At 55.8% G+C, this 18,564-nt stretch carries 16 protein-coding genes and 1 tRNA gene; 11 read left to right on the forward strand and 6 right to left on the reverse strand.

Translation table 11 applies throughout. The features are described 5' to 3' along the window. Positions 1-60: 60 nt before the first annotated feature. Together B7364_RS14745 and B7364_RS14750 are read right to left on the reverse strand one after the other, a co-directional pair. Positions 61-309, reverse strand: a complete 249-nt coding sequence (locus B7364_RS14745) for a hypothetical protein (RefSeq protein ID WP_085340806.1) — start codon at positions 307-309, stop codon at positions 61-63. Positions 310-498: 189 nt separating this feature from the next. Next, a tRNA-Val gene (locus B7364_RS14750) sits at positions 499-573 on the reverse strand. A 184-nt stretch (positions 574-757) separates the two neighbouring features. On the opposite strand from B7364_RS14750, the gene B7364_RS14755 reads away from it, so the two are divergent. The 4 genes from B7364_RS14755 (at position 758) to B7364_RS14770 (ending at position 7,359) form a co-directional block, all read left to right on the forward strand. Beyond that, on the forward strand, positions 758-2,134 hold the full coding sequence (locus tag B7364_RS14755) for an L-serine ammonia-lyase (protein ID WP_085340807.1): 1,377 nt from the start codon (positions 758-760) through the stop codon (positions 2,132-2,134). Between the two features lie 53 nt (positions 2,135-2,187). Continuing rightward, positions 2,188-2,814 (forward strand): GNAT family N-acetyltransferase, encoded by a 627-nt coding sequence (locus tag B7364_RS14760; protein ID WP_157893724.1) that lies wholly within the window; start codon positions 2,188-2,190, stop codon positions 2,812-2,814. A gap of 240 nt (positions 2,815-3,054) precedes the next feature. Next, positions 3,055-6,039, forward strand: a complete 2,985-nt coding sequence (locus tag B7364_RS14765; protein ID WP_085340809.1) for a TonB-dependent receptor domain-containing protein — start codon at positions 3,055-3,057, stop codon at positions 6,037-6,039. Between the two features lie 102 nt (positions 6,040-6,141). Continuing rightward, the gene (locus B7364_RS14770) at positions 6,142-7,359 is read left to right on the forward strand and encodes a serine hydrolase domain-containing protein (RefSeq protein ID WP_085340810.1); all 1,218 of its coding nucleotides are present in this window, start codon (positions 6,142-6,144) and stop codon (positions 7,357-7,359) included. On the opposite strand, the gene B7364_RS14775 is transcribed toward B7364_RS14770, so the two are convergent. Next, positions 7,317-7,901, reverse strand: coding sequence for an AAA family ATPase (locus B7364_RS14775; protein WP_085340811.1), 585 nt, complete (start codon positions 7,899-7,901; stop codon positions 7,317-7,319). The two genes, B7364_RS14770 and B7364_RS14775, sit on opposite strands and share 43 nt — an antisense overlap. A 227-nt stretch (positions 7,902-8,128) precedes the next feature. On the opposite strand from B7364_RS14775, the gene B7364_RS14780 reads away from it, so the two are divergent. Continuing rightward, on the forward strand, positions 8,129-10,906 hold the full coding sequence (locus B7364_RS14780; protein WP_085340812.1) for a TonB-dependent receptor: 2,778 nt from the start codon (positions 8,129-8,131) through the stop codon (positions 10,904-10,906). 66 nt (positions 10,907-10,972) lie between these two features. On the opposite strand, the gene B7364_RS14785 is transcribed toward B7364_RS14780, so the two are convergent. The 3 genes from B7364_RS14785 to B7364_RS14795 all read right to left on the reverse strand — a co-directional run bounded on the left by B7364_RS14785 (position 10,973) and on the right by B7364_RS14795 (position 13,125). Beyond that, positions 10,973-11,386 carry a DUF1330 domain-containing protein gene (locus B7364_RS14785; protein WP_085340813.1) on the reverse strand — a complete coding sequence of 138 codons (414 nt, stop codon included), beginning with the start codon at positions 11,384-11,386 and terminating at the stop codon, positions 10,973-10,975. Next, positions 11,383-12,279, reverse strand: coding sequence for a haloalkane dehalogenase (locus B7364_RS14790; RefSeq protein ID WP_085340859.1), 897 nt, complete (start codon positions 12,277-12,279; stop codon positions 11,383-11,385). The genes B7364_RS14785 and B7364_RS14790 overlap by 4 nt, the downstream gene beginning before the upstream one ends. Positions 12,280-12,378: 99 nt before the next feature. After that, a complete protein-coding gene (locus B7364_RS14795; RefSeq protein ID WP_198534276.1) occupies positions 12,379-13,125 on the reverse strand; it encodes a helix-turn-helix domain-containing protein in 747 nt (248 codons plus the stop codon). Between the two features lie 242 nt (positions 13,126-13,367). Here B7364_RS14795 and dps point away from each other — a divergent pair, with 242 nt between their 5' ends. The 6 genes from dps to B7364_RS14825 all read left to right on the forward strand — a co-directional run bounded on the left by dps (position 13,368) and on the right by B7364_RS14825 (position 18,555). Continuing rightward, complete coding sequence (gene dps / locus B7364_RS14800; RefSeq protein ID WP_269798785.1) at positions 13,368-13,874, forward strand: DNA starvation/stationary phase protection protein Dps; 507 nt, start codon at positions 13,368-13,370, stop codon at positions 13,872-13,874. A gap of 121 nt (positions 13,875-13,995) precedes the next feature. After that, entirely contained in the window at positions 13,996-14,328 is a 333-nt protein-coding gene (locus tag B7364_RS14805; RefSeq protein ID WP_085340816.1) for a hypothetical protein, read from the forward strand. Positions 14,329-14,398: 70 nt separating this feature from the next. Beyond that, positions 14,399-14,992, forward strand: a complete 594-nt coding sequence (locus B7364_RS14810) for a biliverdin-producing heme oxygenase (RefSeq protein WP_085340817.1) — start codon at positions 14,399-14,401, stop codon at positions 14,990-14,992. Between the two features lie 49 nt (positions 14,993-15,041). Next, positions 15,042-17,624: an HWE histidine kinase domain-containing protein gene (locus B7364_RS14815; RefSeq protein ID WP_085340818.1), complete on the forward strand. Its 2,583-nt coding sequence runs from the start codon at positions 15,042-15,044 to the stop codon at positions 17,622-17,624. Between the two features lie 88 nt (positions 17,625-17,712). Next, positions 17,713-17,940: an entericidin A/B family lipoprotein gene (locus B7364_RS18305; protein ID WP_085340819.1), complete on the forward strand. Its 228-nt coding sequence runs from the start codon at positions 17,713-17,715 to the stop codon at positions 17,938-17,940. 33 nt (positions 17,941-17,973) lie between these two features. Further along, positions 17,974-18,555, forward strand: coding sequence for an RcnB family protein (locus tag B7364_RS14825; RefSeq protein WP_085340820.1), 582 nt, complete (start codon positions 17,974-17,976; stop codon positions 18,553-18,555). Positions 18,556-18,564: the final 9 nt, after the last annotated feature.

Here is an 18,564-nt window from a genome sequence, read left to right on the forward strand (position 1 = left end):
GCACTTCTGTCAGTTTTGTCAGGTCTAGCCTTAGGGCTTTCAAAATTCTGTTTGGTCAAACTATCTTTGGGTCACGGCGAAAAATAACGCGGCTAACAAGCCTAGTCCTCCCACCGCAAGCACTGCTGGCCAGACTAAGAAGCCTATGCCCGCAATGATCCCGGCGGGAACCCAGCCAAAGGCCAGACCTAGAAACCACCCCCACTCCCCGATTGCATAGCCCCAGCCGCCGAGAAACACCAAGACCACAAATAGGAACTTCAGGAACCCAAACAGGCCTTTGTCGATATCCTCATTAAATACATCCATTCCAAACCCCAATGAATACGTAAAATTGATTGCTCACAAGCCGCTATGGGTGACCATACAGCATGCGGTGTCAAGGGGTTTAGGTTTATGAGTGCTAAAGTGAGGGTCGCCCAAACTCAGCCAATTGGGGACCATATGGGGACCAAACTTTAGTCCCCGCCATTTCAACCAGCTAAGTCTTTGATTTAATGGTGGGCGCGACAGGGATTGAACCTGTGACCCCTACGATGTCAACGTAGTGCTCTCCCGCTGAGCTACGCGCCCGCCGTTACGGCGTTCAGACTGCTGTGTGCAGCGGTCTGTCAGGAAGGCGGGTTCATAGCGGACGGGTGGCGGTGCTGCAAGGGGCAGCGGCAGGCGCGTTGCAGGGCAGGCCCGCTTGGCACAGGCGTGCGGTTTGGTTCATAAGTCGAAGCAACAGACGAGGTTGTGACAAAGGGGCCAAGGGATGATTTCTGCGCTGGACATTTTCCGTATCGGCATTGGCCCATCAAGTTCCCATACGGTCGGACCTATGCGGATCGCCGTGCGGTTCCTGGCCGATTTGGAGCGGCTTGGTCTTTTGAGTTCGGTGGCCCGTCTATCTGTATCTTTACAAGGCTCGCTCGCCTATACCGGCGCAGGTCACCGTACCCCTGAAGCGGTCTATTTGGGTCTACTTGGTTTTAAGCCCGAGACAACAGACCCCGAAGAGGCCGAACGAGCCCTTCAGACCCTTCATGAGACGCGGCACTTACGCTTGGCTTCGGGGCAAACCATCCTGTTTGATCCAAAGGCGGATTTGATTTTTGATTTTGAGACCCCGCCCAAACTTCATCCCAATGGCATGGCTTTGCGCGCTTTCAATGCTGCGGGCGATGTACTTGCCGATCAAACCTTTTATTCGACCGGCGGGGGCTTTATCGCGAGCCAACGACAATTGGAAACGCCCTTGGCCAATGATCTGGTGGGTGGTGGTCCTGAGGGCCCCTTTGCCTTCACCTCGGCCGCAGACTTATTGGCCTTGTGCCAAGATCATGGCCTAACCATCGCTGAAGTTCTGCTGGCGTGTGAAGATCGCAAGCGTGAGCGTACCGAGACGTTGGCGTCCCTAGATACAATTGCCCAGGCAATGGCTGCCTGTATCGCACGTGGGCTGGTTCAAAAAGGCATTTTGCCCGGTGGGTTGCAGGTGCGCCGCCGGGCACCCGAGCTCTATGAGAAGCTGACGAGCTCTCCCCAATCTAATGAGCGGGAGGCCCTATTCGACTGGCTTAATGTCTATGCCATGGCGGTGAACGAGGAAAATGCTGCGGGCGGCCGCGTCGTTACGGCACCCACCAATGGTGCAGCTGGGATTATCCCGGCCATTTTGCGCTTTTACTTGTTGGACGCGAAAGTGCCGCCTTCGGCCGTTCATACCTACCTTCTGACCGCTGCGGCCATCGGCATTCTCTATAAGCAACGCGCTTCTATTTCAGGGGCAGAGATGGGCTGTCAGGGAGAGGTAGGGGTTGCGTGCTCGATGGCGGCGGGTGGTCTGGCTGCCGTTTGGGGCGGTAGTCCAACGCAGGTAGCCAATGCGGCTGAAATCGGGATGGAGCATAATCTGGGCCTGACCTGTGATCCGGTTGGCGGGTTGGTGCAGATCCCCTGTATTGAGCGCAACGCCTTGGCGGCTGTAAAGGCGGCTAATGCGGCCCGCCTTGCCCTGCAAACTGAGCAGCCCGCGCGCGTGACTTTGGACCAAGTAATTGAAACCATGCGGCAAACAGGGCTTGATATGTCATCTAAATATAAAGAAACCAGCCTAGGTGGCTTGGCTGTGAATGTGGTGGAATGTTGACGCAAGCTTTGCCCCACGCGAGGGCGCAGAAAAGGTAACGTTAGGAAAACACAATGGATATCCAATTACCGGAGGGGATGAAGCAAGCCGTTGCCGAAGATTGGCGACAATTAGGCTCGATCACCGCAGAGGCCTTTTATGAGGATCCGGTCAATCGCTGGATATTTGGCAAGCCCAAGACTTTGGATGCTGTTTTCCCTTTCTTGGCCCGAACGCATTATCTCAAGCATGGCTTTTGCCATATGATTGGAAATGGCGGCGCTGCGATGTGGTTGCCTTGGGGGGCGCCAAGCGAGGTGTCACCGTTGGCGACGGTTCAGATCGCTTGGGCACTGGTATCGACTGGATCGGCTGACGCCATTGTGCGCGCGATGGATGCCGGTGCCCGCATGCAGGCCAATCACCCCCGTGAACCGCATCTCTATCTGTTCACCTTGGGCACAAGGCTGGCTAATCGGGGCAAAGGCCTTGGCAAAGCTTTGTTTGCACCGGTATTGGCGGCTTGCGATCGCACCGAGACACCGGTCTATCTCGAAAATTCAAATCCGGCCAATGAGGGCTTTTATCGGTCGCATGGATTTGAGTCGCAAGGATATTTTCCCTGTGGCAAGGATCGCGACGGACAGACGGCACCACTTCTGCAAAAAATGTGGCGGGAGCCACGGGCGCCATCCTGCTAAGGAAACCGGTAGCATTATCCGTTAGGCGACATCTATGGTTGACCACTGTATGGCCTTAACGTATTTGTGATCAAAACCTTCAGCAAGATATACCATTTTGATTTGAAACCCGCGGGATTTCTGTCAGAAGCAACCTAACGGCGTCTGGGGCTGCTCAGCGGTAGCATGCTCTGTACTGGTCGCCTTTGCACGGCCCCCCTTTGGGGCTTTTTTCGTGAGAAACGGGGGAAGTTTGAGTAAATGCTAAAAAATAATCACAAATTGGCCCTTGCCGTAACGGCAAGCACAATCGCATTGGTAATGGGCGCTCCCACCCTGGCCTTGGCCCAAACGGCCCCAGCAGCGGCGGAAACCCCCCAGGTTGAGACCATCATTGTGACTGGCTCGCGTATTCAAACCGCGACCAATCGCGCCATTTCGCCGGTTCGCGTCATTGATTCAGAAGCGATTCGAGCAACTGGTCTGATCGATATTGACGAAGTGCTGAAGCAGCAGAACCAATTCCTGCCATCCAATGGTGCGACCACCAACCCAACTTTGTTGGAATCCCACGGTGCTTCGACGCTCGACATGCGTGGCTTGGGCCAGAACCGTACCTTGGTCTTGGTCAATGGCCAGCGCGTGACGCCAAACGGCTTCCGCAACTCGGCAGACGTGAACTCAATTCCTTCGGCCTTGATCTCGCGCATTGAAACCCTGACCGGTGGTGCTGCGGCTGTTTATGGTGCAGACGCCGTTGCGGGCGTGACCAATTATATCCTTCGTGACAATTATGAAGGCCTTGAAGTTGCCGTGAATGGCGGCATTTCTGAGCAGGGCGACGCAGAAAGCTATAGCATTGGCATCACCGGCGGCATGAACTTCTTTGAAGATCGCGCCAATATTGTCCTGCATGCCAGCTATGCCGATCGTGGCGACCTGAAGCGCGAGGACCGCTCTTGGGCACTGCCAGAAGTCAATGACGCTGGCCAGTTCATCCAGACCTTCCCGACAGCAGGCGGCGCGTTCACCCGTTGGACCAGCGCTACCACCCCTCCTGCCGGTACGGCTGCCCCGACTTTTGCCTATGGTCCAGACGGCACCTTGGGCACCACGGCAGGCACGCAAGCCTTCTCGCAGTTTGAAGCCTTCCAAAACCCGAATGACCGCACCAATGCCGCAATTTTCGGTACATTCAAGTTGGCCAAATGGGCTGAATTCTATGGCCGCGGCACCTATTCGCTGATCAATAACACCAGCCAACAGGTTCCTGTTCGCTCCAACGGAAACACGGCCGGTATTGCCCCGGCGGTTGCCGGCGGTGCCAACATCGTCACCCAAGGCGACGTGTTGATTCAGCGTACCAATCCGTTCCTGACCCCACAAATCCTCGCGATTTTGAACCCCGTTGGCGGCACGTCTCTGTTCAATCTGAACGCAGCGGGCACCGGTCCGGGTACGGACGCTGCCCGCTTCCGCGTCGCAAAGACCCTGATTGAATTGGGCCCGATCATCGACGAGACAGAGCGGACCAGCCATCAAGTCGTGGTGGGTGTGCGCGGTGAATTAACCGACAACATCAAGTACGACCTGTCCTATGTGACGGGCAAAAGCATTGAAGAAGTTCAACGTATTGGCTGGGGCTCGTGGAGCCGCTTTCAGCAAGCAACCAATGTCACCAGCGTTGGTGGTCAAGCAGCTTGCGTCAACCCAGCCAATGGCTGCGTGCCCTTCAATCTGTTCGGACCATCGGCTGCCAGTGCGGCTGCTGTGGCTTGGATCCAAGGCGATACCAGCGAATTGTTCAACAAGCGCAACCGCCATCAGGACATTTTGTCCTTGAACATTTCGGGTGACACCACCGGCTTCTTCTCCTTGCCCGGCGGTCCAGTCGGCTGGGCCGTGGGGGCAGAGCGTCGCGAAGAATTTGGTAACTCCGTCTTCGGGCCACGCGCCTTCACCCGGGACACTTTGCACACCCAAGGCGCACGCGCCAATCTGGTGGCAGACTTTGAATTGACTGAATATTACGGCGAATTGCGTCTGCCTGTCCTGGCCGACAAGCCCTATTTCAAGCAATTCGACGTGGAAGCAGCAGGTCGGTGGAGCGACCATTCTCGTTCCGGCGACTATGACACTTGGAAGCTTGGTGTGAACTGGGCGGTGAACGATACTCTCCGTTTGCGCGGCTCTAAGCAAACCGTCGTACGTGGTCCCAACATTGGTGAATTCTTCGGTGCCGCCGTCGAAGCTCCAATCACCGGCACAGGTCGCCCGACCGATTATTGCTCAGACCCAGCGCGCTTCAATGTGCCAACTGCGCTATGTACGGCGCTTGGGGCCCCTTCCACACCGGGCTATATCCCTGTCGTTGGCACGGGCTTGCCCTTGATCGACAATGCGGTGGCAGTCCAAGGCGGTGGTGAAGCAATCAAGCCAGAGTCGGGTGAGACCTATACCTATGGCTTCGTCTTCACCCCACAGTTCGTCCCAGGCCTCTCGGTTGTGGTGGATTATTACAATATCCAAATTGATGACGCGATCGGTTCGATCACGCCAATCCAATTGATGGATAGCTGCTATCTGGTGCTGCAAGACCCCAATAGCGCGCTGTGTAAGAAGATCACCCGCGATGCCAATGGTCGGGTTATCCGGTTCGACCAACGCGACACCAACTTGACCTTGCTCAAGACCTCGGGGATCGACTTCTCCATCTATTATAATGCAAAGCTGCCAGAAGCATTGCCGGGCGACCGGATCAATATCAGCTTCCAAGGCGGTACGGTGGACAGCTTCGTCCGCCTGCTGTTCCCAGCCGACAATCTGTTTGATTGCGCGGGTGACTTTGGCGGTGGCGCTTGTTCGGATGCAGGTACCGGTATCCGCGCGATCCCAGCTTTCCGCTCTAACCTTGCGGTGGCGTGGATTGATGGCCCGCTGACCATCCGTGGTGCGTGGCGTTACCAAGGCCAAGTCGATGCGTTGATCAAGCGGGTTCCTGAACCCCAGTGGCGCAACGTGGCTCCAAACCTCAATAACGTCCAGCATATTGACGCTTGGGACTATTTTGACTTGGGCTTCTCGTATCGCATTAATGATAATTTGCGCATTGGCGGTACGATCAGCAATGTGTTTGATAAAGAGCCCCCGATCTTGGGCTCGGCTCAACAAGATGCCAATACGCTTCCAAACCAATATGACATCATTGGTCGCCGCTATGCGATCAATCTAGTCTGGAAAATGTAATCGGTATTTGCAAGCGCAAACGAAAGCGGCCCGCCTCTCAGGCGGGCCGTTGACGTTTTATGGCCTCGGGTGCCAAACAAATCTCAAAAAAAGGGACGAGAGATGAAGCGGTTTGGAACCTATGCCTTGCGTGGAAGTCTCGCTGTGGTGCTGATTCTGGCCATGGCGATTGGCTGGTCGAGCTGGCAGGGCAGACAGCGCGGCGGTTGGACGCCGACAACCTGGCAGCTCGCCAATAAGGATTTGGGACTTGCTGCGATGATTCAGCGCGAGCTTGATCGCGAAACCAAGGCCAATTCAAACATTCCAGGCCAACTCTTGTATGTCTCAGCACCCAGTCTGGGCTTGGATCAAAGCTTTGCGTCCGGGGAGGGCTTGAGCCCAACGGATGACGTGCGGGTGGCCTCCAACACCAAAACTTTTGTGGCCGCCATGGCTCTCCAATTGGTAGAGGCTGGAAAATTGTCGCTGGATGGTCCAATTGGCCCCGCGCTTTCCCCGCCGGTCAAGGCCATGATGACCCAGAATGGCTATCAGATTGATACGATCACGCTGCGGCAACTTCTGAACCATACTTCAGGCATTCCAGACTATTTTGGCGTCACCCTGTTTGAAGTTTTGGCGCTGGTGCCCAATGCCTATGGCATTTCCGCGCATTGGACCGCAGAAGCTGAGATCTGGTTTGCGGTGACTCTGGGCAAGAAAGATGTAGTGGGCGAGAACTTCGCTTATTCCGACACCAATTATCTGATTGCAGCCGACATGATTAAGCACGCGATTGGAGCCCCAACGATTGGGATCGCTGCCCGCAGCATGTTGTCTTGGCCAAAGATTGGGGCGGATGAAACCTATTGGGAAGCGATGGAGCCAGAACCGGCAGGCACACGGCGTATCTTACAATATCGCGGGGCCATCCAAGACTCCGCTGTTGATGTTTCCTATGACCAATATGGTGGTGGAGGCCTGGTCATGAGTATGGATGACTTAGGTCGGGCCACGCGCGCTGTGGTGCGGGGCGAGGTTTTTGCCAATCCAGTGGCAACCCGATTGCTGATGCAAACGCCAGGTCCTGATTCCAAGGGTGAAGGCTACGCGCTTGGCCTCTATCCCACCAAATTGCATGGAGAGTTGTGCTGGGGCCATGCCGGTTTCTGGGGCACGTCTGCGGTCTATTGTCCGCGTCTAGACCTCACGCTGGCGCGCTCAAATGGCCAAGCCAATGCGGAACAGCGCGATAGGGAGGGTGCAGGCGCGCTCTCGGCCCTGATCCTTGCCGCTCAAGCCGCAGAGCGAGAACGAGCTAAGGTCACCAAGAACTGACGGGCTTGATCGATCTCATAGCGGGTTGCGCAGCGCAGGACTTCCCCGCCTTGGGCTTGGATTAGTCGGCTAATCTCCACATAGCGCGGGCGGCGTGCTTGGTGGGTTGCCCATGCCCAACGAATGGGATGTTCGGCTTCCAAAAGGCGCGGCCAATCCTCACGACAGCCGGGAAAGACATCCGCCTTAGAACTGGCGCGCTGCACAGAGCGGCGTATCACTTGGGCCATCACAAGCCATAAGGGCATGTCCAGCCAAACCAGGTGGGTGACCTGCGGCATCACGATCGGGCGGGTAATGGCATAATTGCCTGCTAGAACCCAGGCATCTTGCGAGGTCGCAGCCCGTACATCGGCCAAAAACGATTCAGGTTCTTCATTCGAACGATCATACCAGCCAGGTCGCCAATTCATCTGGTCCAGCTCGAGATGCGCAATGCCGGCCTCCTTGGCCAGTTTTTCGGCAAATGTCGATTTGCCAGAACCACTTGTGCCGATCACCAGCACGCGTGGGCCGAAACGGGTCGAGGTGGGTGCGGGCATGTTTGGTTGGCTTTCATGGGCGTGATCGGAAGGGGGGGGAGGCTTTAGCCTAAACCTAAGCCACACGCACCCTCCTAGGGCACACCCATCACGTGATCCGAGAGGGAGATCACGTTTCTGTGATCAGCTTTTCACAAAACTGACGCCGGAACGACGTCAGCCTGTCACGCCACAGCTTTATTCGCCGCCCCGGAAATAGGCGCTGTGCGCCTGCGGAGGGGATTCCGATGACAGTTTATGTAACGCGTGCCGCCTTAATGGGCGCTGTTGGTTCTATTGCTTTATGGACGGCTGGTGGCGCATCGGCGCAGTCTGCGGGGGCAAATAATGAGGCCGCACCACAAGCCGCCGAAACAATTGTGGTTCGTGGCAGCCGTCCAATCTTCGAGTCTGACCGGGCCGCACTGCAAGTTCAGCGCAATGCTCCAGCCCTTGTGAGCGTCTTGTCTGCCGACGAAGCGGGCCGACTGGCAGATCAGAACATTGCAGATGCCGTCAGTCGTTTGCCAGGGGTCGCCGTGGAGAAGGATCAGGGGCAGAGCCGCTATGTGAACTTGCGCGGTCAACCGCGTCGTTGGGTCACGTATTCAATCGACGGCATGAGCGTGGTCTCCCCGGAAGGGCGCGATACCCGCTTTGACAATGTGCCAACTGCGATTGCGAGCCAAGTGTCGGTCAATAAAGCCATCACGCCGGACATGTCTGGCGACACGGTTGCCGGCAATATCAATATCCGCACGCGCTCGGCTTTTGATTATCGTGGGCGCCGGATCACCGGCGGTTTGTCGCTCGGTCAAGTCGAATTGGGTGGCGGGCGCGAGATTGATGCGTCGCTCGTCGTTGCAGACCGCTTTTTTGACGGCAAGCTCGGCTTGTTAGGGCAAGTTTCCTTCTATGAGCGCGAAATGGTAACCGACAATTGGGAGACCGACCCCTATCTGCGCCCCGGGAGTGCGACATCAGGAATCGACCGCCGTCCGGGTTCAGAGACCCGCCGTTGGGCTCGCGAGCATGAGAATAAGCCCTATCGCTTGACCCGCGGCAATATTTCTGGCTCTGTGCGCGCCGATTTCCGTCCAAGCGAACAGGATAGCTTCTTCGCACAATCCGTATACAGCGAATTCACCGATATCGAGCTGCGGAATAACTACATCTTCCGCCTCGACAATGGCGCAACCAACACCCCAACAACTGCATGTCCAACGGTGGTGGCGCCCATCACGACCAGTGCAGCCAATGATATTTGCACCGGCAATCTGCCAAATAAAGGCACCGTCTATGGCGTGCAGATGAACTGGAACTTCCGCACCGGCGACATCAAGGAATATATCTTCACCAATACGATTGGCGGCAAGCACGACCGCCTTGGTTGGAATCTGGACTGGCGTTTGAACTTTACAGAGACAGAAGACGGGCAAGATTTGACCGGAACGCCTTCCTTCCAAAGCCCTACCACCGTCACCGCGCGACCTACGGTCGATTACGATTTCACCGATGTGCGGAACAACACGGTCCGTCTGTTTAATACAATCTTGACCGGTACGACACGCTCGAAGGGCAATGCCGTCAGCAGTGTTGAAGCATTCCCCATGCTGTTCACAGACATTGTTGATGCAGAGGGCGGCGACCTCACGGCCGCTTGGACGGGCAAATTTGACGCCAGCCGGGATATCACTTTGTTTGGCACCGAAGCGGTTCTCAAGGTCGGTGGCCTCTATACCTCGCGCGACAAGAAGCGGCGACTAACCCAATATCGCGCCCGGGCTGCAGACTTTACCGCCGCCGGCCTTGCTTTGCCCACCTATAACGACATTGCCATTGATACCCCCTTCAAGGGCAAATATGCCCTTGGCTATACATTCCGCTATTATTCTGGCGATAAGGTTGGCGATCTCATCCAAAGCTTGAAGGATCGCCGCATCGGCTCGTACCAGGACGGGTCTGGCGAATATTTCGAAGTAACCGAAGATATTGCTGCAGCTTATGCGATGGCAACGCTGAAGCAGGATTGGGGCAGCGTAGTATTTGGTGGCCGATTAGAGCGCACGGAGAATACGTCAAAGGCGCTCCCCCTCATTGGCGGTCGGCGAGTCCTGACACAGCTTAAGAGCGACGACACGCTTTTCTATCCCAGCATCCATGTGAATTATGATCTGAATGAGGAAATGAAGGTCCGCCTCAGCCTCAATAGTGGGGCTGCGCGTCCGGATTTTGACGATTTGGCGGCCAACTTCTCGATCGATGATGCTCCAGGTAACATCACCGGCGGCAATCCAGAGGCTAAGCCTGAAAAGTCCATCGGCTTTGATGCCTATTTTGAATGGTACATGAAGTCTCAGGGCTATTTCCAAATCGGCTTCTATTACAAGGACATCAAGGACGCGTTGTTTACCCAAAGCGGCACGTTTGGCAGCACCGTCCTCAATACACCAGACCGCGACCGTTCTGGCTATAATTTCACGACGGTGCGCAATGGCGGCGATGGCAAGCTTATGGGTCTTGAAGTCACCTTCAATCACACGATTGAGGAATGGGTTGGGTCGATCAACGGGCCTGATTGGCTCGAAGGCTTTGGCATTCGCCTGTCGGCTAACGTCAATGATAGCGAGATCAATGTTCCCGCAGTTGGAACCGCACCCTTACGGGTTGTAGATCTTCCTGGTGCCTCAGATCTCGTGACAAATGTTGGTCTGACCTATGAGAAATACGGCATTTCTGCCCGCATCGCCTATCAATACCGTACCAAATGGCTGCAGTCGGTGGGTGGGTATGCCACCGTTAATGGAGTTCTCGTGCCAGATGGCAATGGTGACATTTACTGGAACGATTCTGAAAGCCTATCGGTCTCAGCCCGCTATCAATTGAACGACCATCTCGAATTGACCTTTGATGGCATCAATCTGGCCGATAGCCCAGGCCGCCGGTTTGCCGATAGCGAACTCTATCCGATTGAGTATGAGACCTTTGGCCCGCGCTATATGCTGGGCGTTCGCTTCAAATACTAAGGCAGACGACCCGCTCTTTGCGATTGGCTTGGGGCGGGTCAGCTTTGGCAGCGGGGTAGAGCTATCTCAGCCGCCCATGGGCTTGGTACGTATGTTCAACTGGCCGGCAAGTCCTGCCATGCGGTGCACTTCGATGGCTTGATACTCTGGCGATTGCACCATCGCCAACATCGCCGCGCGCGAAGGATATTCGGCAATCGCCACCATATCCCAAAGCTCTTCAACTTGGCCTAGCATCAGATCGGTGACCATGCCGGAAAAGCGAGTCTTGCCGCCGACAGCTTCAACGCAGGCCACCACCGCCATACCATAGCGCAGATAGGCTTCCCGACCCGTAAGATCGGGCTCTGCGCCATCTGGATAGGTCGCTTTGTCCTTGAACTTTAGCAAATTGACCATGCAGAAGGGGCCATCCTCCTCACCTCCAAAAAACGCGGCGGCACGCTCTGGGCTTGGGAAAACTTCATTGATCACATTCATGGGGAAACCACTTTCAGGATGGAGGCAACAAAACCTTGTGGGTCATCTTCCTGGATGAAGTGACCCCCGCGCAAGGTGGTGTGGGGTTGATTGGCCGTACCCGGTACCCGACCGATGAACAGGCGCTGTCCGCCGCGCGTCACAGGGTCGCCGTCGCTAAAGCAACATAGGAAGGGTTTCTCCCATGTCTCTAGAACCTTCCACGCTTTCAACTGGTCTGGAACGGCCACATTTTTGCCAATGGGCACAAAGGACGGGAAAATGCGGGCTCCGGCTTTATAACGCGAATTTGGGAAAGGGGCGTCATAGGCTGCGATCTCTTCAGGCGACAGGGTGCGCTTGGTGCCAACTTGCACAATCTTGCCGATCGGAAAGATCGGGCTGAACTGCGAGAAAGCACGCCAGATTTTGAAGGCTGCAGGGCCACTTTGCCCAGCGGGAAGCCCGCCATTTGAAAGCACCACACTGGAAAACCGCTCTGGGATCTCGGCCAAAAGCCGCAAACCAATCAGCGAACCCCAGTCCTGACAAACCAAAGTGATATTCTTTAGGTCGAGGGCCTCAAGCCAAAGCCGCATCCAGGCAACGTGCCGGGCGTAGCTATAATCCGTCTTCGTGGCTGGTTTATCAGAGCGACCAAAACCGATAAGGTCGGGGGCAATCGCTCGCAGGCCCTGAGCGACGACTGGCCCAATCATGTGACGATAAAGATAGCTCCAAGTTGGCTCCCCATGCAGCATGAGGACTACCGGCGCATCTCGCGGCCCCTCATCGACATAATGGACGCGCATGGGCGTCTGGGTTGCTGGGTCTTTGATCGTCAAATAGCGGGGCATAAAGTCAAAGCCCTCAATCGCTGAAAACGCGGCCTCCGGTGTACGTAGGACCTTCAAGCTCACTCTCCCCTTGCAATTATTGACACTAAACGTGTCATATTTCTACGGAAGGGTCAATCAGCTTGGGCTCGATGGTATGGGGTCCGCATAAATTGCCTAATGCAAGCGAATGTGCCCCAACGTCGCCAGCGAGGGACCGCGAGCCATTCGACTGCTTTCACGGCGGCTTTGAATGCTCCTTGACCGTGAAGAACATAGTTTGGCTCCGAGGCTGCCCGTCAGCGCCAGAGATTGTAAGGCTGCGGCCCGTCGGATCTTGAATTTACGAAGACCCAAGAGATCAATGATTTGAAGGTCACGCAGCTTTGTCATCTCTCTGCTGACCGTCTCGAACGTCATGCCTAAATGGTCAGCAATATCGGCCCGCATCATAGGTAGATCGACGAAAAGCTCGTCACCAATGGATTGACCTAAACGGTGGCCCAAATTGTCCAGAAACCACGCCAGCTTTTGCTCCGCAGGGGCGAAGCTGATCATCACGACATGTTCGCTGCCTGCTTCTTGGCCGCCATAGGCCGCATCAATAACTTTCATAGCACGGGCGGGTTCAGACTGCAGCATACGTTGCAGACCCAAATGCCCTAAGCGCGCGACACGCGACGAGCAGACGGCTTCTGCATCAACCTGTTCTGGCCCATGCGTTCCTAAGCCGAACACGTCGCCTGGATAACAAAAGGACAACACGCACCGCCTGCCGCCCTCTGTCATCTTTTGCAGGCGGATACAGCCGCTCTCAACTTGATAGATTGCGCCGCTGGGGTCGCCTTCCGAAAAGAAGGGGCGGTTTCGCGGCCGGCTCAAATAGAGGTCCAGATCGCTTGTTTGGAGTAGGGGTTTGGCCATGCAGTGAGCCTCCATCAAAGCTGCTGAATGCCTCGAAGAGACACGCGGCAACCAAAGCCTCAGTTCAACCTTCTGGAGATCAAGAGGTTCCGTGAGAGGATCCATTCTCCTCTGCGAGTTCAGGAAACCTGCCTCGCTTGACCATCGTTGACTTCCCGCGAGACAGTCCTCTGATTTGATGCCCGTCAAACGCAACACCGCGTCCTACGCCTAACCATGTTCGTGTAAGGCCTTCGTCCCACTTGGATAGGCCCAAGAGTTATCACATGAACAAGACACGCAACACGCTGCATGAAACCATTCGCGCCCAATCGGTTGAATTGCTCAAACAGCATTTGGCTGCGGCCATCGATCTCCATGCCCAAACCAAGCAAGCCCATTGGAATGTGCGCGGCCCAAACTTTATCGCCATTCATGAGTTGTTCAATCGCGTGTCAGAACAAGTCGAGACCTATTCCGATATGTTGGCCGAACGCGCCGGTGGCTTAGGCGGTGTGGCGCAAGGCACTATCCAAGTCGCCACCAAAAACTCATTTCTGGTCCCCTATGATTTAGGCTTGGCCGATGAAAGCCAGCATGTATTTGCCGTCGCTGGCAGTTTGGCGGCTTTTGGCCAATCGGTGCGCGAAGCGAGCGTAACAGCCGCCAAGTTTGGCGATGCCGACACCTCTGACCTATTCACCGAGATGTCGCGGGGGATTGATCAGCAACTCTGGTTCGTTGAGTCCCATGTCGCACCGTCTGCTTAAGCATCAGCAATCGACCGTTGGGTCAGTCACGCCTCACTCTTGGGGCTTGGCGCTGGTCGCTTTGGGCTTGGGGGCGTGCGCGTCGCCATTGGCTATAACGACTGCGGCCAAAGATTTGGTCATGGGGGATCGAATTTGCCGAGGCGAGGCAACTCAAATTTACTTTGCCAACCAGGATGACGTCCTAAGCCCCAGTGCGGTTCAGGTGCTGTCGGTCTTGAGCACCAGCCTCTTGCGCTGCCCACGCCGCAAGATCCTATTGTTGGCAGTCTCAGGCGATGATGGTGCACCCGCCTTTACCAACGTGGCCAAGCAACGGTTGTATCGTGTCCGTTCAACCTTGTTGGAGCGCGGCCTATCAGAAGGCAGTTTTGACGCGGAACCGACGCTTGCGCCGCATGTAAGTCTTCCCAAAGGCCCAATAGGCGGGGTTGTGGTTGTAACAAGGCGGTGACCGATCAGTTTTAGATTGACTTTGTCGCCCGATGCGCGCGTCATCCAACTAATCTAGATGGAGATGGACTTTGGGTACGACGCGCGACCTCCTCCGTCTGGGCACTCGGACCATCCATGAGCGCCTTCACCATCATTCAAGCTTTGCGGAGTTGATGGACGAAACGATTGCTCTGCCCGGCTATTTGGCGTTGCTTGAGAACTTATACTCTTATCATCAAGGCCTAGAGCATGCTCTGGACAGCGCCGTCTTCCCAGAACGGTCACAGGCCCCCGCAGTCGATCATCGCAGTCAACGTCTCTTGCGCGACATGGAAGAATTACGGCCAAGCAGCTCTCACCACATCGGCCATGTACAAGCCGTCGCGCATACCGAGATTAAGTCCTACGGTGCGTGGTTGGGTGTCTTTTATGTACGCGAAGGTTCGATGATGGGTGGACGGGCTTTAGCTGCCAAGCTTGATCATTTGTGCGGCGACCAAGCAAGCGGGCGCAGTTTTTTTCAAGGCGGCAGTAGCGATGGGGCATCTTGGCAGAGGCTTTGTCGTGCGTTGGATGGCCTCAATGAACCAGAAGCCCAAGACCAAGCGCTTGCGGCGGCTCTGGCCAGTTTTCAGCTTTTTGACACATGGATGATGCCGAGAACCGGCGAGGCTAAAATTTGAGATAGGGCGTCTCTGGCTCCAGGGAACCAATCAACCACGGAGGCGTTTAATGGCTATGCCCCAGACCCTTGCCTCACCAACCCTTCCCCCTGATCCGCCAACCCTGACCAATTGCGATAAGGAGCGGATCCATGAGATCAATTCGATCCAAAGCGGCGGCTTTCTGATCGCGCTAACGCCAGACTGGATTATTGAGCGGGCCTCGGCCAATTGCGGGGAATTTCTGAATCAGCCGCTTGAAGAGATATTGGGGGCAAATTTAACGGCCTTGATCATGTCTGAAGCGGTGCATGCGATCCGCAATCGCCTGTCCTCCCTTTATCGGCAGGATGTCATCGAGCGATTGTTTGCGATTGTTCTGCAGGAAGGCGGTCCTGGCTTTGACCTCGCGGTCCATGCCAGCGGCGATTTGATCCTGCTGGAGGCGGAGCTGAGCGAGAAATCGGGTGAGCTAAACGCGGGCTCGATGGTACGGTCGATGATTGACCACGTGCAGCATCAGCATCATGTACCCGACCTAACACATGAAGCCGTCCGACTGGTACAAGCTCTGACTGGCTATGATCGTGTGATGGTCTATCAGTTCCATCCCGATGGCTCGGGCGAGGTGATTGCCGAACGGTGTCGCCCATCGATGGAACCCTATCTGGGCCTGCGCTATCCAGCAACCGATATCCCCAAACAAGCTCGGGCGCTTTTGATCCGCAATCCAATCCGCAACTTGCTGGATATCGATAGTCCACCTTCACTTATCGTCAGTACAAAGACATTCGCTGATGCGCTGACAGACCTGTCCATGAGCAGCCTCCGCTCGCACTCGCCGATCCATCTCGAATATCTGCGCAATATGGGTGTGGCGGCGACCATGACGATTTCGCTTCTCAAGAATGGCGCGCTGTGGGGCTTAATTGCGTGTCACCATATGACCGCTCGCACGATTGGTTATGAGCGGCGCACGACCGCCGAAGTATTTGGCCAAATCCTGGCCCTGCTGATTGATCAATGTGAGCGGGAAGAGCTCATTACGTTTGAAACCTCGACCCGTCAGATTACTACGGATCTTCTGGCGTCCGTCGCCCTCGCGGGCGTTGCTACTAAGGACGTCGCGCAATTGGCCAATCAATTGGTCAGTATTGTCCCCTGCGATGGAACAGCTTTTTGCATCGACGGCAGCGTGACCCTAAAGGGCTCCACACCCTCTTTGGAAGAATTTGAGGTGTTGCGTAGTTTTCTTGATGGTGTTTCGGCGAGCCGCGTCTATAGTAGCAATGAAATCGAAAGCGTCTGCCCGTCGGCAAATAGCTTTAAGGATCGTGCGGCGGGCATGTTGGCGATCCCCATCTCAACCATTCCGCGAGATTATCTTGTCTTTTTCCGCAAAGAAACCGCGTCGACGGTGAAATGGGCTGGCGATCCGACCAAATCAGTGGAGGTGCTTGGCTCAGGTGAAGTCCGTATCAGCCCGCGCAAGAGCTTCAAGGCGTGGCAGGAAACCTTGCACGGCAAAAGTACGCAATGGACGGATGCGGAGCTGCGTGCAGCGGAAGCCCTACAAATCACGGTGCTGGAAGTGGTTTTGCGCTTGATCAGTGCCACGGAGGCAGAGCGCAACGCAGCTAGCCAAACGCAAGACCTTTTGATTGCCGAACTCAACCATCGGGTCCGAAACATCCTGGGCCTCATCCGGGGCTTGATTTCGCAAACTCGGATCAATGCCAAAGATATGGATACATTCGCCAGCGTGCTGGGCGACCGGGTTCATGCACTCGCCCGTGCGCATGATCAAATCACCGCGAAGAATTGGGGGCCCGGGTCGTTTCAATCCCTCATTACCACCGAAGTTGAGGCCTATCTGGGGCCAGTCTGCAACACCATTCACATGTCTGGCCCACCTGTCTTGTTGATTCCAAAAGCGTTTTCTACGCTTGCCCTCGTCATCCACGAACTCATAACCAATGCCGCCAAGTACGGGGCCTTTTGCGGCGAGGGTGGCCATGTCGATATTTCTTGGCGGATCGGCCCTCAGGGCGACTTAATCGTCAATTGGGCAGAAATTGGTGGCCCACCGGTGACGGCACCATCCCATCGCGGCTTTGGCTCTACCATCATTGAAGCGTCTATTCCCCACGAGCTGGGTGGAGAGTCCGCGATTACCTTTTTGGCTACTGGCGTGAAGGTAAACTTTTCCGTCCCGGCCCAATTCATCGTCCTAGAGGAACAGCCGATTACTTCCACAACAACGACAGCCGATACACCGCTGGTTGGCAGCTTGCAGGGGCATGTTTTGCTGGTTGAAGACAATCTCATCATCGCCCTCGACGCAGAAGCCATGCTGCTGAGCCTTGGTGCCGAGCGCGTCTTGGTCGCCAGCAATGTGAAAGATGCACTGGCCATTCTTGACCGCGAAAAACCAAGCTTTGCCTTACTGGACGTCAATCTGGGCAATCAAAATAGTTTCCCAATTGCCGATCGCCTGTTCGAGATTGAAGTGCCATTTATCTTTGCCACAGGCTATGGCAGCGGCATCAATTATCCCTCAGATCAGAATGCGCGGCCCTTTATCACCAAGCCCTATACGAAGGATTCCATCGCCAAGGCGTTGGGGGGCATTGAGCCCTTTACCAAACGCTAAATGATCGGTTCGCTGGAACCAAGGCCGCGCTTATACGTTTCTTGTCCATAGGCTGAGCAATCTTGCCAGCGACCTAAGGACTAAAGCCATGAAACCTAAATTCCTGATCTTATGTTTGACGTTATGGAGCGTCACCTCTTTGGCTGCCTGCAATACCATACGCGGCGCGGGACGCGACGTAAGCGCGGGCGGCGCAGTGGTCAGCGATGCCGCTAGCAAAGTTCAATCCGACATCGCGGCTTCAAAAGCCAAACAGGACGCGCAGGATGAAGCCGATCGCAAGGCGGCCGTGCGCGCCAAGCCTCACTCAAACTAGAGCCTTGTGCTCGCGTCCCAAAGGACACTACCCATGAAACGTCAGCTTCCCGCCTATCTTCTTGCCGCTGCTGTCCTTGCGCCAGCTTTTATCGGTTCCACTGCCATGGCGCAGCCAGCGCGAATTGAGTTTGGACGCGCTGGCGGCGGCTGGCTCGATCAAAATGGCCAACCGACCCGCCGTGAACGCACTGACGCGCAAGACCGGAATATGGAACGTCGCGATGACCGTCTTGACCAACGCGAGGCTGCCATTCGTCAAGACCGCCGCGAACTGAACCAAGACCGCAAATCATGGCGCGATACACGTCGCGGTGCCACGTGGGATCAAAGCGTCCACAACGGCTACTACAACAACCGGAACCAGTGGCGTTATGGCCAGCCATCGCAATGGCAGATGCGCCAGCGCGGCTTCTCCATGGGCTATCGCCCCTGGACGCGTGGCCAAAGCCTGGGCGGCTACAACCAGCGCTTCGTTGAACTTGACTATCGCGGCCACAATCTGCGCGCCCCACCTCGCGGCTATCGCTGGGTCGAGGATGATCGCGGTGACTATCTACTCGCGGCGATTGTCGGGGGTCTGATCGCGCAGGTGATCATTAACAGCCCTCGTTAGACTTGGCTC

Origin of the sequence: Aquidulcibacter paucihalophilus, assembly GCF_002105465.1 — a bacterium.
In the GTDB taxonomy this organism is placed as follows: Bacteria; Pseudomonadota; Alphaproteobacteria; order Caulobacterales; family Aquidulcibacteraceae; genus Aquidulcibacter; species Aquidulcibacter paucihalophilus.